Raw genomic sequence first — 14,112 nt, forward strand, 5'->3', positions numbered from 1 at the left:
GAGCCCTGGTGGTCGGCGGGGACGATGACAGCCGCCCGGGCCTAGGTCGCCATGTGGCTTGCGGTGGTGGTGAGCGCGGTGACCAGCAGCGCGCGAGCCCCGGCGGGGGCACCGGCGCCGACCAGCCCGAGGCCGCGGGCGGTCGCGAGGTCCAAGGCGACCTCGCGACCGTCGCGGACACCCAGACCTGGCGCGACGGTGGGGGGTCGGCCGGCGCCGGTCTGGGGCGCGCCCACCACGAGGGGTGGCGCAGGCGGGACACGCTGTGGACGCTGCTGTTCCCCGTCCTCGAGGTAGTCCTCGTCGAGGTCGATCTCGTCGTCGGCCTCGGCGCGCAGGTGAGCCAGCCGCAGCTGGTAGACCACCGGCGCGACGGGCAGGTCGTCGCGGTCACCGCTGCCGGGCCGATACCGGCTGCGATAGCGGCGGCGGGCGACCATCAGCGCCGCGCTGACCGCGGCGGCAAGCCCGAGACCGACGAACAGCTCCGCTCCCCACCGGACGCCGGGGTCGCCCGTCGCGGGAGGGGTGTTCGTGCTGGTCGCGGCCGGTGGTGCCTGCTGGGTGGACGGTGCGGGTTGCGCTGGTGTGGATGGTTGGATGCTCGTCGGTGGCGCGGCGGAGGTCGGCGGCGCTGCTGTCGGCGGGGTCGGAGTCGTCTGCTGCGGGTCGGCTGGCTGCTGCGGCGGCACGGCCGGCGCGCTCGCCTCGCGCGGCAGGGCGAGTTCCTCGCCGGGGAAGATCAAGCTGGGCTTGGTGAAGCTATGTCCGTTCGGTTGCGGCTTTCCCTTGTTGAGGTCGAAGATCTCCGGCCAGCGCGCGCCGTCACCGAGGCTGCGTTCGGCGATGCGCCACAACGAGTCGTGGACTCCGTTCTGCGGTGCCAGCACGACCACCGACTCCGGATGCGCGGGAGCGGTGACAGTGTTGTCTCCGGTGGTGGTCTGAGCGGCGAAGACCGCGTTGCGGACCACTACGGTCTCCCCGGCGGGGGCCTGGTGTTGCCAGGCCGGGGCGGTCGCCACGACCTGCGATCCGGTCCCGAGCGATGCGGACAACGAAGCGACCGGTGCCGGTGCGGGCCGGTTGCCCAGCACCGCCAGCAGCACCGCACCGACCAAGACGCCCGCCAGCGCGTGAACTGGACCGGCGGCGGAGAAGTCCGGCAACCGGGCCGCGTCGAACCCGCTGCGAGCCAGATCCACCGTGCACCGCAGGACGTCGATGGTGAATGCGGCCCACGTGATCCAACACAAGCAGGCGAGGAAGTCCAGCAGGAACGTGGTCGTCATCGGGCCGAGCAGCACGCCCTGGACCTCGGCCCACGTCGGGACGTGGTTCGGCAACGGCCAGCCGATGTAGTGCCACAACGCCCAGGGCAAGCCCGCCACAAGCGCGAGCAACACGCTGCCCGCGATGAGACCTCGTAGCACCCGGCCAACGAACCGGAACATGCCGCCCAGCGCCCACCAGACGCGGCGGCCCGCGCTCGGTGGCCGTGCCGGTTCCCGGCCGGACTGGTGCGATGTCGAGGTCACAGCTGGCTCGTTTCCTTGGCAGTACAGGGCTTTAGAGTTCGATCCTCGCCACTCCACGAGGCATCGGACGCAGAGGAGCCGGGGTGCGCCTTGCGCGGCAGCCGCCGACGGGCTCGAGCGTTGTCATGTCACTCCCGCCGTGACGCGTTCGGGCGCGTCTGCGCTGTCGGTGCGAGGTACGGCGGGCTCGGGCGGCACGGGCGCCTGGCCGTTCGTCGCTGTCTTCGTCGCGGACGGCGCTCCGCTGGGTGTAATCGCGGCGGGCCTCTTCTTCTTTGTGGCGCGGGGCGGTTTCCGGGGCGTGAGCCACGCCGTCAGATCGGCGGCCGGAATGTTGGTGAACCGCGCCAGCTCATCGATGTCCAGCACGTCGCTCGCGTCAGCGAGTACCTCACCGAGTTGCCGTTCGACCTCGTCGAGTTGCTCGACGAGCGCCGTCCGGCGTTGGGCGAGTTCACCGACCTCCTTTGCCGCAGCGGAACGCTTCGCGCGCCGGGCCGTGTCGGCCGCCTCGACGCGGCGGTCGATCTCCTCGGCCGTGGCAATGTCGGTTGTAGCCATCCTGGTCTCCTTTGCGTTGACGTGCCGATGCGAGCGTTGGGTGCCCTATGGGTCGATGGTCACCACCCCGCGCTGGGGATGAGCGCTGCCGGTGCCGTGGACGGTGAGGCTGGAGATCCCGACCATGCCCAGCAGCTGTGTGTTCTGGGAGGCGGTGATGGTGACTGTGACCGTGTCGCCGGAGACGGTCACGGTTCCGGAGGCCCCGACGGTCGCGAGATAGCTTTGCGCGTCGGCGACCGCCTGAACCGGCACCAGTTGCAGGGTGCCTGTGCTGCGGTAGGAGGCGAGGTCGATGGCCTGGGCGCCGGCGCGAGCAGCGGCCTCCGCTTGCCCGTTCGCCTTGACCTTGGCGGACAAGGCCAAGCCCCCGTCCAGGGTCAGTCCGGCCAGCGCGAGGATTCCGATGGTGAGCACCACGACGAACGCGGTCGCCCTGCCTTCGTCGGCCCGCCACCAGGTCTGCCGCTGTGTTCGCCACCAGTGGCTCCAGGGTGGCCGCTGATCCTGTTCCTGGCGGATCATGCGCCGCCTCCGGAGGTATTCCCCGAGACCGAGCGCCAGGTATCGACTGGCTCGACAGCGGTGGCGGACAAGCGTTTCTGGCCGGGAACGCCGAGGATCAGCGCGTCGCCGAAGTCGACCGCGCACGACACCGTCACGCTGATCGTGCCGCCCGGTCGCATCCCTCCGGTGGCGGTGTCCACGCTCAGCGACGCGCATGTCACTCCGGCTGAGGACAGCGCGTTGGTGGCGGTGGACTGCGCCGCTGCGGTCGCGGTTGCCGAGGTGCGTTCGATGCTCGCCGCGCGGGCCGCTTGGTGGGCGGCATCGTCCAGCCGCAACCGGGCATCCACCCCTCGGTGGATCACCACAGCGACGAACACGAGCAGCATGACCAGAAACGGCGCCGCTATGGTGACTTCCGCAGCCACGGAGCCCCGGTCCGCGCGCCACCAGGCCACCCACCAACCCCAGCGGGGGTGATCGCGCCCCAGTGGGCGTTCTGGACCACCAGACGGACACGTGGCGGGTATCCGGGTGGTGGGCGGGTTCGTGGTCGTCATAGTGTCCGATCACCCACCGCTGGCCAGATCGGGAACGAACCGTTCGACCGGGCCGGACGCCTCGGCGTGCACCGGCAAGCTGAGGAACGGGATCACCGACGTCGCGGTCCCGGCGATCCGGATCGCCGCGGAGTTCGCGGTGCGGTCGGCACCGACGCTGGTGCCGGTCAACGGGCCGCGCGCGAGCTGATCGAGCATCTGCTGCGCACTCGCGCTGCCCGCGGCCGCGGTTCCGTTCTGGGCTCGCGCGGCGGCGAGCCCCTGGGACGCCGCGGCCTGAGCGATGTGAGTCGCGTGCGACCACAGCGCGAACTGCACGATCGCCAGCAGCATCAACAGAAGCAGCGGCGTCGCGATCACCAGTTCCGCGCTGACCGCGCCGCGGTCGCCGCGCAGCAGCCGCCGGATACGGCCTCGCGAGGCCGTCCTCCCGCGCGCAGGCTGCGGCCGGCCATCACCGCGGGCCCTGTCGGCGCGGCGGCGGCACCGTTGTTCCTGCTCCCCGCGCATCACGGTTACAGGTTGATGCCGTTGGCCTTGGCGGTGACCTTCGCGATGATGATCGCGATGATCGCCAACGCGGCTACCACGAGCAGCGCTGTCACCAGCACCGTCTCGGTCGAGTACCCGGCCTCGGGTTCCCGGCGCAGCACTTCCCACCGCGCCTTCACCGTCGTCCACAATGTCACCAGGTAGAGGTGCATCGCGTTTCTCCTCCCATTTCCACGTGCCTCCGCAACTCACAGTCCATTCAGGACTTGCGTCAGTGCGGGGTAGGCGATGAACGCCAAGAAGCCCAGGAACAACGCCATCACCGGCAGCGACATGCGTTCGGTGGCGGCCTGGGCGTTACCTTCGGCGTCGGTGATCTGGTGCGTGCGCAGCGCCCCGGCCTTGGCCGCCAGTGAGGTGCGGACCTTCGCGCCCTCGGTGCCGGCCAGGCTGACCGAGGCCGCGAGCTCGGACAGCTCGGTGACGTCGAGTTCCTCACCGAGCTGGCGCAGCGTCGCCCACGGTGTCGTTCGGGTCAGCCGGGCGGTGTCGAGGGCTCGGCGGATCTGCTCGAACGCCCAGCCTCGGCCGATGGCGACCGAGTCGTTGAGCGCGCTGTCGACCCCGGCGCCACCGGCGAGAGTGATCCACACCAGATCGAGGTAGGCGGACAGGGCGTGGCGGAACCCAGTGCGCAGCTTCGCCGCGTCCGACTTCGCTTGCAGGTCGGGCAGAAAGAATCCGGCGGCGGCCAGAACGAGTCCAGCGATGATCGGGAACTCGATCCCCAGCGACAACCCGGCCACGGTCAGCAGCAATTGCAACAGGACTGGGGCGAGCAGCCCCGCGATCGCCAGGGTTGCCTTCTCGGCCAGATGGGTCGCGACCGGGCGGCCGATGACCGCCAGATCACGAGCCAACCGCTCGCCGGGCAGCCCGAGCGCGCGCAGCGGCGCGATGAACGGGCGACCGAGCTTGGCCGCCCACCCGGTGTCCTCGGTGGCCAGGATCGGCGTCGGCGCAGGCGCCGCCGTGCTGCGTGCCAGAACCGCCCCCAGGGCGGGCCGGGGCGGGAACGCCCACACCGCCAGCGCCCACAGACCCAAGCCGAGCCCGGTTCCCAGAATCAGTGCGGTGATCACGGGGTCACACCTGCCTCTCGGCGACGAGCGCGGGCTGGTCCTCGGAATCGGCGGCCAAGGACAAGAACCGTTCAGGCTCGGCGACCCTGGCGACCCGCACCAGCCACGTGAAGCCCAGTCCAAACAGGACGCCGATGCCCAGCAGGACGATCTGTCCGGTGGCCGAGTCGTAGGCGGACAAGTACGGGCGGTTGAGCAGCACCACGGCCACCGCGAAGCACAAGGTGGTGCCGACGATCACCCGCACGCTGGTTCGGGTCCGGGCGCGCCCGGCTTCGACCCGCATCCGCATCGAGGCTTGCTCGCGAGCGGTGTGCGCCAGCGAGCCGAGCAGGTCACCGAGCTGGCGGGCCTGCTGCTCCGCCGCGAGCACCAGCGCGGCGATGACGAGGTCGCCGGTGGGGTCGGCGAGCTGGTCGGCCAGGTGGCGCAGGGAGGGCGCCAGCCGGTCTCCGTTCTCGATCCGTACCGCGAGGTCGGTGATCTCGCCGCGGATGGCCGGCGGCGCCAGCGGAGCGGTCGCGAGGATGGCCTGCTCCAGCCCGGCGGCGGCCGAGAGCGTGTCGCGCAGCATCTCAGTCCAGGTCGCGATCGCCTCGATCCGCGCCACCCGGCGTGCGTGCTCGGGGTCGCGGCCCAAGACACGGGGCAATGCCCAGACCGCGAGCCCAGCCAGCACAGCGCCGACAACCCAGCCGGTGGCCACCCCGATAAGCACACCCACCGCGACCGCCAGGCCGCCCCGCAGCGCCTGGCGCTGGTCTCGCGGCCCGGCTTGGGCGCGGCGCGTCTGCCCGCGGCGGAACAGTCCGGAGCGCCGGTTCGCGTCCACGCCACGCCAGCCGATGATGACCAGCAGCAGCCCGACACCGAGTCCGACGCCGAGCAAGGCCGACAGGGCGGTGGTGGCGCTGATCGTGATGTTCACCGCGGCCACCAGCCTTCCGGCTGCTCGAGCAGGCCGGGGTCGAACCCGGCGTCGACGAGGTCGTCGAGGGTGTCGGTGCGCAGTGCCCCGGCCACCGGACGGGCGCGGCGGTCCGCGCCGGGCCGGTAGACCTCATTGGAGACCACTTGGGGGCCGTCGGCACCGACGACCTCGCGGATCGAGGACACGACGCGGGTCGTGCGGTCGGTGCCGCGGGCCAGGTGCACGACAAAGTGCACCGCAGAGGCGACCAGCAGGTTCGTCGCGTCCAGTGGGAGGCGTTCGATGCCTTGGGCGGCATAGGAGGCCAGCCGGGTGAAGGCGATCCTTGAGCTGCTGGCGTGCAGGGTCGCCATCGAGCCGTCGTTGCCCTGGCTCATGGCGTTGCACATTGGGATGACTTCCGGTCCCCGGATCTCGCCGACGATCACCCGGTCCGGCGACATGCGCAGGCCCCACCGGACGAGTTCGGCCTGGGAGATCGCGCCCGCGCCCTCGACGTTGGCTTCACGGGCCTGGAAGGCGGTCACGTCGGCGTGGATGTCGGGGTCGAGTTCCAGGCCGAGCTCGAACGCGTCCTCGATGGTGACGATGCGCTCCATCGAGTCCATCTCCGAGGCGAGTGCCCGCAGCAGGGTGGTCTTGCCCGCGCCGGTGCCGCCGGTGATCAGGATGTTCTTGCGCGCCCGCACCAACGCGCGGAGGAACTGCTCCAGGCCGGGGTCGATGGTGCCGCGAGTACGCAGCTCGGGCAGGGTCACAGTGAGATAGCCGTGCCGGCGGATCGACAGTGAGGTCACCCCGCCCGCGGTCAGGCCCATCACCGCGAACAGTCGTTCCCCGCCGGGCAGTTGGAGGTTGACGGCCGGGGAGCCGTAATCAAAGCGGCGTTCCTGGCTCGACGCGCGGGCGGCGAGCAGCCGGACGAGGTCGGTCAGCTCCTCGTTCGAGCCCGCGATCGGGGCGACCCGTGCGCGGCGGCCGTCGTTGTATTGCACGAAGACCCGGTCGTAGCGGTTGGCGTTGATCGTCTCCACCGTCGGGTCGTCCAGCAGCGGCTGCAAGCCCGCCATGCCGAACAGTTCGTTGATGACCTCGGTGATCACCCGCTGCTCGACATCCCGGCCGACCAGCGACCGGTTGTCCATCAGCTCGTTCTCGCTGTGCGCAGCGACCGCGTCATCCAGGATCGACCGCGCCAGCTCGCGCCGAGCCTCCCTGGTGACCGGGGCGCCGCTGCGGCGCTGCTGGGCATCCACCCGCAGGGGCAGCTCGGTGCCGAGCGTGTCGCGCAGGTGCTGGCGAAGCCGGCCGACAGCCTCGGTTGCCTGCACCGGCTCCGGGCCACTCGGTGCTGGTTGCGGGGACGACTGCGCCCAGCTGGGATGGCCGGACGTATTGGCCGGTTGCCAACCCTGTGGTTGTCCCTGCTGCTGGTGGTGGGGACGCAGGGGGACTGGAGGCGGATAGCCGTTGGGCGGAGGACTGTTGGGCGGATACGTCATGACGCTTGCCCTCCGCGTGAAGTGTTCTCGGGGTTCGGCGGCAGGGGCGCTGGCGCGAGTCGCAGACCGTTGGCCGAGACCGGGCTGGCCGGCACGCCGGGCACACCGTGTACGCCAGCCACCGCGCGCAGCACCGGCATCGGCTGGTTGTCGGCCGGTGCCTGCCGAGGCAACGCGGGCGGCGGTGCCTGCTCAGCGATGAGCACTTTTGCGACCCTGTGCGCTACCTGCCCCAGCGCCGAATGGGCCGGTCCGCTCCGGCCCCACCGCAGCGTGCTGGGCCGTCCACACAGCACAGCGGCACCGTGCGGATCGTCGGGAACGCGGCCCAGCGGCAGCACGCCGAGTTCGCGGGCGACTTCCGCGGTGGAATACCCCTCGCCGACCAGCAACATCGCCGGATGCGCGGTCCACCGGCCGATCGCCGGCAGGCGGCGGGCCAGGTGCGCGAGGTCGTCGGCGTGCGCACGGGTCAGCAAGACCATCGCGTCGGCCGCGCGCACGATCGGCATCGCCGGAGAACCAGCGTCGATCCGGCCGCAGTCCACGATCACCACGGACTCCGGCGCACTCGCGGCCGTCCGCAGGACGCCCGCGCCAGTTGTCGGGTCGGCCAGCGCGGACAACGCCGCTCGCGCGCGGTCGGCGTCCGCTGGCGCGGCCACCACCGGCAACCCGCCCGGCAGGGACTGTGCGTGCTGCCATAGCAACGCCGGGTCGTCGCTGCGCCGGGCGGCGACCGCCACACTCACCAGCCCTGGTGCGGATTCCAGCGAGAACCGCGTCCCGACGTCCCCGCCCGAGGGGTCGGCCTCCACCAGCAGCGCGCGGGCGGGCGTGGGCCAGCGCGCGGCCAGCGCAACCGAGAACGTGGTCACCCCAGGCGACCCTTTCACCGACAGCACCGCCACCAACATCACTGACCACTTCCCGGAAGCATCACGATCGACAACTGACCCGCGGGCACGGCGGCGATCTGGCGGGCGGCGGCCTGGCTCAGCTGCACCGACACCACCGTGATCTGCTGGTTCGGCGGCGAGGTCACGCTGGTGACCACCGCCGGCCACACGGTCGTGGAGTCCGGCGTCGGCGGGCTGGCCAACGCGGCGCCCGCCTGACCGGGCACGAACACCACCGACACATGCGCGCCGGGCGACACCTCCACCGGGAACTGGCCCGCCTTCAACGACAACGCCGCGATCGCCTGCCCCGTCGCGGGAACACCGGCCCCGCTCACCGCGTCCAAGGTCAGCAGTGCACCGGCGGGCAGGCTCGCGGACAGTGTCTTACCCACCACGCTGGCCGCCTGACTAGCGTCCACAATAGACACTCCGGGGTCGACGGCGACGTTGACCTGCTTGAGATCCTGCGCGGTAAGCACTTGCCCGACCGTCACCGGCCGCGCCAACGCCAAGACCGTTTCGCGGTTCCCGGAGTTCAGCGACACCAGCAGGAACGCGGCGGCACACGCCAGCACGAGCAGGGCACCCAGCAGCAGGTGCGGGACACTTCGCCGCCGTTTCGTTCCGCGTAGCCGCGAGGCGGGCTTCTTGCCGTCCGCGACCCAGGGACCGCTGGCCGACTTCGTGGGTCGGTCGATGTCCGGCTGGCTCGTGATGTTCGTGGTCACGCCGGTACCTCCTCCGGGCATGGGGGTAGTGCGCCGCGTCGCCGAGGTTCTTCAGCGAGCGGAGGGATGAGTTGCTGTTTGTGTTGTTATGAAAGGAGGTGCTGCCCGTGGGTGGTCAGCCGCCGCCGTTGTTGAGGGCTTGGGCCTCCGCGACACGGAAGGCCGCGTTGCCGGTCGTGGTCAGGTCCGGGAACGTTCCGCCTTGGCCCGCGCCCGCCCAGGTGACTGTCCAGTGCACCGTCGCGGCGACCGGGAACGCTTGCCCGGATTGCTTCGCGGACGAGGTGCGGTAGGTGTGGCCGCAGTCCGGCGACGGAGCCTTCGGGTCACTGCCCGTCCGGAACGGCGTGCCCGCCCCGGTGCACGTCACCGTGCTGCCGTCGCCCATGGACCACGTCACCGACGTCGGCGTCGCGGTGGCCGTCACTGATACGCCCGGCACGGAGGCTGTCGCCGATACCGGCCCCCACCCGCTCGACAACCACATCCATGTCGGCAAGTTCACCAGCTGATCGCCGATGGGGTTCGCCGCGATGGTCGGCGTGGGCAGCCGCAACTGCTTGCGCGCCATCTGCGCCAACTCGGCCGGCGAAGGCAACTGCGCCGCTCCGGGCGGCTGTCCATCAGCCATCCACACCGGTGGCCGGTACAGGCCGTCGGTGACGCCCGCGGTCGAGCATTGCCATACGTACCAAGAACCTTGCTGGCCCTGAGCTGGTTGAGCGGCTTGCGCCAGGACCACACCACCCGCTGCTGGGCGGGTGAAGACAGCGGGCTGCGCGGTCACGCCGCCTGCGTTCAGGGGCTTGGTGAAGGCGGCGGTGACCACACCGCCGGATGGCGGCTGGTAATCGCTCTTCACGTAGGAGCACTTGGCCAGGTTCGAGTTCCCGCCGATGATCGTGTCGCCGGGGTTGCTGTTGCCGTTGCCTGGGTTGCCGTTGCCCGGACGTCCCGGTTTGTTGCCGTTTCCGGGGTTTCCCGGTTTGTTGTCTTCGCCTTTGCCCGCGCCGAGGTCGCATACCGGGGCCGGCGTCTGGTTGCACGTCGTGCTGCCGTAGCCGCCGTCAGCGAGCGCCGGAGTCACGATGCATATGCCGCCGATGACCACCAGTCCTGTCACGATTGAGACGCGTCGTAGTTTCAGCATGTCCCCACCTCGTGGACGCCGTACTCCGAGACCTTCCATGATCCGTCTGCTTGCTTCAGGACGATGGCGTTGATGAGGTGCCGACCGCCCGGAGTGTCGTTGGCGGGCTGCCCGGTGGAAGCCTTGTACTTCAACCAGCGAGAATCGTCGGAGCAGTCCGTGATCACGATCTTGTTCGGATTGTCAGCAGGGTCGACAGAGGACACTGCGGGCTCGTAAGTGGGCTCGCCCTTGGTCACCAAGCCGTTGTAGTGATCGGCGTACAAGGCCCGTGACATGTTCGTCAGCGCGATCCCCGTCGCGTACCGCCCCAGCTTCGGCGACTGCCAGTCCGATGTGGTCCCAGCGGCGACGAAGTCCTGCCACATGCCTCGGTACGAGGCGAGAGCATCCTGCTTGGCTTTGTCCACAACAGACAACGCCGTGGTCGACGGAGCCGAAGTCGTTGGCGCCTGCCCGGTCGGCTGGGTCGCGCCGGACGATGGGGTGGTCGTGCCGGAACTACACGCGGCGAGAATCACCAACGTGGCTCCCAGGCCGAGCACCGCCCTGGCTCGGCGCCCACTAACGATCAAGACCTTGCGGGCTACCACACCCCACCCCCCAGACATCAGTGAAGATCGTCTATCGTTTTCGTGATACACACCACGTCTACACCACCTACCCCCACCGACTGCAAAGTGTGTAGGCGACTGACTTTGAAGTCGGAAAGGCATTTTCTGTAGATCTTCACTCTTTTGGGCGATAGGCGTCACTGTCTGAGGTTGCCTGCGCGACACTGGAGGCGCGACCAGCACTTTCTGGGGGTAGGCAGTGGCGAATCGACTACAGAACGTTAAAAGTGTCGGTGTCGGTTGATGTCCGCCGCGTTCATCACGGCGTGGGCGGGGGCGGGAATCCTCGTTGGCGGCGCCCTGGCATTCGGCTTCCAATGCCTGCTCACGACCGCTCCGACCGTAACCCTCGCGATGCGGCTCACCGCCACGCTCCTGACTGCCCTCATGTTCGGGGCCCTCGCCTGGCGCTTCGGTCATCAGTTCGACTTGCTGCCGTACAGCGTGCTCGCCGCACTCGGTGTAGCACTCGGCGTGATCGACGTCCTCGAGCAACGACTACCCAGCGTGCTCGTCTACTCGGGCGTCGCCATCGTCGGCGCGCTGCTGGCGACCTCGGCGATCCTGCACTCCAAAGGACCGGACTTCGTGCGCGCCCTGGTCGGCATGGCAGTCATCGCCATCCTCTACCTGGTGCTCGCGTTGGTGTCCGGAGGCGGACTGGGGGCCGGCGACGTGAAACTGGGCGGCCTACTCGGCCTCGCGCTCGGCTGGTTGAGCTGGTCGGCACTCGTTACGGCCACCGTCCTCGGCTGGTTCGCAGCCGCCCTGGTGTTGCTCCTGGTTCGGGCGACCCGACGAAGACCGCAGGGCTCATTGGTGCCTATGGGGCCGTTTCTCCTGTTCGGGGCGTTGATCACGATCGTGGTCGTTCCGGGGTGACGTTCGCTGAAGCTTCGCGCGCCGTCACGACGGCACCTCGGAGTAGTCGACGGCCCCACTCGACAACGCCTGCTGTGCACGGGAAAGGCGCTGGGCCATGTCCGGCCGGAGCCTTCGACTGGCTTCCTCGGGATCGAACATCGCGAACTCGCTGACTTCAGGGTCGATCGCGCGCAAGTTGGCCAACTGATCTCCAGTCAGCGTTCCGCCATCGAAGATGAACACGAGCTGGTCGTCCCATGGACCATGGGGGCCGACCCAGTCCAGCACGAGTATCCGCCCCGCGGTGATGGTGACGCCGAGTTCCTCCACGAGTTCGCGCTCTGCTGCCTTGCGGGGCGGCTCGTTGCTTTCAGCCATCCCGCCGGGCAGGTCCCAGTGCTCCTTGTATGTCGGATTCACCAGAAGGATTCGGCCTGACTCGTCGCGCAGCAAGACGTCGGCAGCCACGCGCTTGCGGGCCTGCTTGGCGTTCCCCTCGGCGAGGTAGGCGAAACGGGCCTCGTCGTCAGTCAGACCGGCCACGTGACAGTTCGCCCTTCCTGCTTACTGGGGACGGGGCTGAGCGCGGCCAGCGCTGTCAGGAAGTCCGCTACTTCGGGCAGGCTTCGAACCACCGCCAAGGATTGGCCGAGTTCGCTCAGGCGCTGCACCACGCGGGCCGAGCTGAGCGATATGGTCAACTGACACACCTCTTGGCCCAGCGACGCAGCCTCATCCGGGCGACCTGCTTCAAGCAGCACGTTCGCGAGGGTGAGCTGACCGAACGCACGGCTACGCACGCGATCCCCCGACCTGAGTCGGATCACCTCTCTGGCTTGGCGTTCGGCTTCCCGGTACTCAGTCAATTGCAGGAAGCACAGGGCGGCCTCACTCGCCAGAGAAGCGTCGTCGAAATTCGCGATCCAGTCGGCAGCGGGTTCGTTGTTCGCTCCGGTCAATATGCGCTCTGCCGTCTCCAGCTCGTGAGTGCACCTTGTTCGTTCCCCTCGCAGCGCGAAGGCGCGTGCTCGCATGGAGTGCAGACGGGCCAATAGCCTTACTGCGCCGGGAGTCTCGCGGGTTCGGTCGAGTCCGACAGTGGCGATCCGAAGGGCGTTGTTCGCTTGGTCGAGCTCGATCGCAAGGTGCGCCATCGAAGCGCAGGCGTTTCCAGCCAACGCTTCGTTGTGGGCAGCCGTCGCCAGCCGAAAGGCTCGGTCAAAGTGGTGATGCGCCAAGGCATCCCGCCCACCGTCATGCGACATCCAGCCCGCGATCTCTGTCATCGAAGCTGCCGCCGCGAACAGGGCCGAGCCATGAACTCCATCTCCCGGATCGAGCAGGCGTGGCCCGATCTCAAGGTTGAGGTACTGCACAACCGACGGGTACAACACTCCGCCACCAACACGTCGGTCGGCGGTCTGGAATGCCTGTGCGGTTACCTGGATTCTTTCCACAACTCCAAGGCCGTGATCTTCCCGCAGCGAAAGTGGTCCGATCGCCGTTGGGGACAGCTCGTTGGTAGCGGGAGCGCGTGTTATCGGGCCGACATTGTTTAGGAGGTCGGCGAGCCCTTCCGGTGAAAGTTCCAACGCCTTGGCGAGGTCTGGCTGGTTCCATGGCTGCGGCGTGCCGGTACCGCGTTCCCACCGGCCGACCGTGGACCGTTCAGTCCCCAGACGCTCGGCCAGCGTCTCCTGGGTGAATCCCATCGCCGCGCGGCGTCGTGCGAGGCCGTCGCGTCGCGTCGCCATGCTCGTCCCCGTTCCGTCGACCAGCCCCGATGTTCCCGTCGCCATTTGCCCAGGTCAAGCCTAGGTATGCGCGGAGTGTACGAGGCTCGATCTCCTGTTGATCTTCCGCAGTCAGTCCCTAGGGTCGCGGTCGGGCGGCGGTCGCCGGAGCGGCCAACTTCTGGCGGCGTGCATCACCATTCCAGAGGCTCGCGTTCGTAGAAGAATCCCCCGGTGGGGCCGTCGTCGGGCAACGTGGCGAGCCAGACGGGCGTGTCGGCACCCTGCTCGACGGTGCGTGGAGCGTTCGGGCCGCCGAGGTCGGTGCGGACCCAGCCGGGGGACGCGGAGTTCACCAGGATTCCGGTGCCGGCGAGTTCCGCGGCGAGGACCCGTGTGACGGCGTTGAGGGCCGCCTTGGAGACGCGGTAGGCGGGCTCGGTGGGCCGCGTCATGTGATGCAGGGAGCCGAGCGTGCTGGACAGGTTGACGATCCGGCCGTACCCGGCGGTACGCATCGCGGGAAGGACGGCTTCGGCGCATTGCCAGGCGCCGAGCACGTTCACCTGCCAGACACGGGAGGCCAGGTCGACGTCGATGTGCGACGGCTGTTGGTCTCCGTCGCTGATCCCAGCGTTGTTCACGAGGATGTCGATCCGGCCGTGCCGGTCGAGGGTGTGCTGGACCGCCGTGGTGATGGTGTCGGGTTCGGTCACATCGAGGCGTACGCCGGAGGAGGCCCACCCTCGGCCGACGAGATCGGTCGCGGTCCGGTTCGCCTGCTCGACGTCGCGGGCGGTGGTGACGACATGGATATCGCGTTCGGCTAGCTGTCCGGCGATGGCGTAGCCGATGCCCCGGTTCGCGCCCGTCACGAGCGCGACCCTG

At 69.2% G+C, this 14,112-nt stretch carries 17 protein-coding genes; 1 reads left to right on the forward strand and 16 read right to left on the reverse strand.

Annotated elements, in window-relative coordinates:
- Positions 1-41: 41 nt before the first annotated feature.
- The 13 genes from ACFWMR_RS01060 to ACFWMR_RS01120 all read right to left on the reverse strand — a co-directional run bounded on the left by ACFWMR_RS01060 (position 42) and on the right by ACFWMR_RS01120 (position 10,534).
- Positions 42-1,538 (reverse strand): LysM peptidoglycan-binding domain-containing protein, encoded by a 1,497-nt coding sequence (locus tag ACFWMR_RS01060; protein WP_378375908.1) that lies wholly within the window; start codon positions 1,536-1,538, stop codon positions 42-44.
- 123 nt (positions 1,539-1,661) lie between these two features.
- Positions 1,662-2,099 carry a hypothetical protein gene (locus ACFWMR_RS01065; RefSeq protein WP_378375910.1) on the reverse strand — a complete coding sequence of 146 codons (438 nt, stop codon included), beginning with the start codon at positions 2,097-2,099 and terminating at the stop codon, positions 1,662-1,664.
- A 45-nt stretch (positions 2,100-2,144) separates the two neighbouring features.
- A complete protein-coding gene (locus tag ACFWMR_RS01070) occupies positions 2,145-2,624 on the reverse strand; it encodes a pilus assembly protein TadG-related protein (protein WP_378375912.1) in 480 nt (159 codons plus the stop codon).
- Positions 2,621-3,034: a pilus assembly protein TadE gene (locus tag ACFWMR_RS01075; RefSeq protein ID WP_378375914.1), complete on the reverse strand. Its 414-nt coding sequence runs from the start codon at positions 3,032-3,034 to the stop codon at positions 2,621-2,623. Before ACFWMR_RS01075 ends, ACFWMR_RS01070 begins: the two co-directional genes overlap by 4 nt.
- Before the next feature lie 141 nt (positions 3,035-3,175).
- The gene (locus ACFWMR_RS01080) at positions 3,176-3,676 is read right to left on the reverse strand and encodes a TadE/TadG family type IV pilus assembly protein (protein ID WP_378376079.1); all 501 of its coding nucleotides are present in this window, start codon (positions 3,674-3,676) and stop codon (positions 3,176-3,178) included.
- A 5-nt stretch (positions 3,677-3,681) separates the two neighbouring features.
- On the reverse strand, positions 3,682-3,870 hold the full coding sequence (locus ACFWMR_RS01085; protein WP_098513947.1) for a hypothetical protein: 189 nt from the start codon (positions 3,868-3,870) through the stop codon (positions 3,682-3,684).
- A 36-nt stretch (positions 3,871-3,906) separates the two neighbouring features.
- On the reverse strand, positions 3,907-4,800 hold the full coding sequence (locus ACFWMR_RS01090; RefSeq protein WP_378375916.1) for a type II secretion system F family protein: 894 nt from the start codon (positions 4,798-4,800) through the stop codon (positions 3,907-3,909).
- Positions 4,801-4,804: 4 nt separating this feature from the next.
- On the reverse strand, positions 4,805-5,737 hold the full coding sequence (locus ACFWMR_RS01095; RefSeq protein WP_378375918.1) for a type II secretion system F family protein: 933 nt from the start codon (positions 5,735-5,737) through the stop codon (positions 4,805-4,807).
- Positions 5,725-7,233: a CpaF family protein gene (locus ACFWMR_RS01100; RefSeq protein ID WP_378375920.1), complete on the reverse strand. Its 1,509-nt coding sequence runs from the start codon at positions 7,231-7,233 to the stop codon at positions 5,725-5,727. Before ACFWMR_RS01100 ends, ACFWMR_RS01095 begins: the two co-directional genes overlap by 13 nt.
- Positions 7,230-8,111, reverse strand: a complete 882-nt coding sequence (locus tag ACFWMR_RS01105; RefSeq protein ID WP_378375921.1) for a MinD/ParA family ATP-binding protein — start codon at positions 8,109-8,111, stop codon at positions 7,230-7,232. Before ACFWMR_RS01105 ends, ACFWMR_RS01100 begins: the two co-directional genes overlap by 4 nt.
- Before the next feature lie 38 nt (positions 8,112-8,149).
- Positions 8,150-8,863 (reverse strand): SAF domain-containing protein, encoded by a 714-nt coding sequence (locus ACFWMR_RS01110; protein WP_378375923.1) that lies wholly within the window; start codon positions 8,861-8,863, stop codon positions 8,150-8,152.
- Positions 8,864-8,978: 115 nt separating this feature from the next.
- Complete coding sequence (locus ACFWMR_RS01115) at positions 8,979-10,013, reverse strand: hypothetical protein (protein WP_378375925.1); 1,035 nt, start codon at positions 10,011-10,013, stop codon at positions 8,979-8,981.
- Complete coding sequence (locus tag ACFWMR_RS01120) at positions 10,007-10,534, reverse strand: hypothetical protein (protein WP_378376081.1); 528 nt, start codon at positions 10,532-10,534, stop codon at positions 10,007-10,009. The genes ACFWMR_RS01115 and ACFWMR_RS01120 overlap by 7 nt, the downstream gene beginning before the upstream one ends.
- Before the next feature lie 336 nt (positions 10,535-10,870).
- On the opposite strand from ACFWMR_RS01120, the gene ACFWMR_RS01125 reads away from it, so the two are divergent.
- On the forward strand, positions 10,871-11,509 hold the full coding sequence (locus ACFWMR_RS01125; protein WP_378375927.1) for a prepilin peptidase: 639 nt from the start codon (positions 10,871-10,873) through the stop codon (positions 11,507-11,509).
- A 24-nt stretch (positions 11,510-11,533) separates the two neighbouring features.
- Here the strand turns inward: ACFWMR_RS01125 and ACFWMR_RS01130 are convergent, their stop codons facing one another.
- The 3 genes from ACFWMR_RS01130 to ACFWMR_RS01140 all read right to left on the reverse strand — a co-directional run bounded on the left by ACFWMR_RS01130 (position 11,534) and on the right by ACFWMR_RS01140 (position 14,099).
- Positions 11,534-12,034 (reverse strand): NUDIX domain-containing protein, encoded by a 501-nt coding sequence (locus ACFWMR_RS01130; RefSeq protein WP_378375928.1) that lies wholly within the window; start codon positions 12,032-12,034, stop codon positions 11,534-11,536.
- Entirely contained in the window at positions 12,022-13,245 is a 1,224-nt protein-coding gene (locus ACFWMR_RS01135) for a helix-turn-helix domain-containing protein (protein ID WP_378375930.1), read from the reverse strand. Before ACFWMR_RS01135 ends, ACFWMR_RS01130 begins: the two co-directional genes overlap by 13 nt.
- A gap of 173 nt (positions 13,246-13,418) precedes the next feature.
- Positions 13,419-14,099 carry an SDR family oxidoreductase gene (locus tag ACFWMR_RS01140; protein ID WP_378375932.1) on the reverse strand — a complete coding sequence of 227 codons (681 nt, stop codon included), beginning with the start codon at positions 14,097-14,099 and terminating at the stop codon, positions 13,419-13,421.
- Positions 14,100-14,112 lie beyond the last annotated feature (13 nt).

Origin of the sequence: Amycolatopsis thailandensis (assembly GCF_042723255.1) — a bacterium.
GTDB classification, from domain to species: domain Bacteria; phylum Actinomycetota; class Actinomycetes; order Mycobacteriales; family Pseudonocardiaceae; genus Amycolatopsis; species Amycolatopsis thailandensis.

Bases quoted from the DNA above. Each gene is read 5' to 3' on its own strand.
- ACFWMR_RS01135 (WP_378375930.1), bottom strand. From the start codon at position 13,245: ATGGCGACGCGACGCGACGGCCTCGCACGACGCCGCGCGGCGATGGGA.
- ACFWMR_RS01085 (WP_098513947.1), bottom strand. From the start codon at position 3,870: ATGCACCTCTACCTGGTGACATTGTGGACGACGGTGAAGGCGCGGTGG.
- ACFWMR_RS01100 (WP_378375920.1), bottom strand. From the start codon at position 7,233: ATGACGTATCCGCCCAACAGTCCTCCGCCCAACGGCTATCCGCCTCCA.
- ACFWMR_RS01125 (WP_378375927.1), top strand. From the start codon at position 10,871: ATGTCCGCCGCGTTCATCACGGCGTGGGCGGGGGCGGGAATCCTCGTT.
- ACFWMR_RS01065 (WP_378375910.1), bottom strand. From the start codon at position 2,099: ATGGCTACAACCGACATTGCCACGGCCGAGGAGATCGACCGCCGCGTC.
- ACFWMR_RS01080 (WP_378376079.1), bottom strand. From the start codon at position 3,676: ATGCGCGGGGAGCAGGAACAACGGTGCCGCCGCCGCGCCGACAGGGCC.
- ACFWMR_RS01070 (WP_378375912.1), bottom strand. From the start codon at position 2,624: ATGATCCGCCAGGAACAGGATCAGCGGCCACCCTGGAGCCACTGGTGG.
- ACFWMR_RS01115 (WP_378375925.1), bottom strand. From the start codon at position 10,013: ATGCTGAAACTACGACGCGTCTCAATCGTGACAGGACTGGTGGTCATC.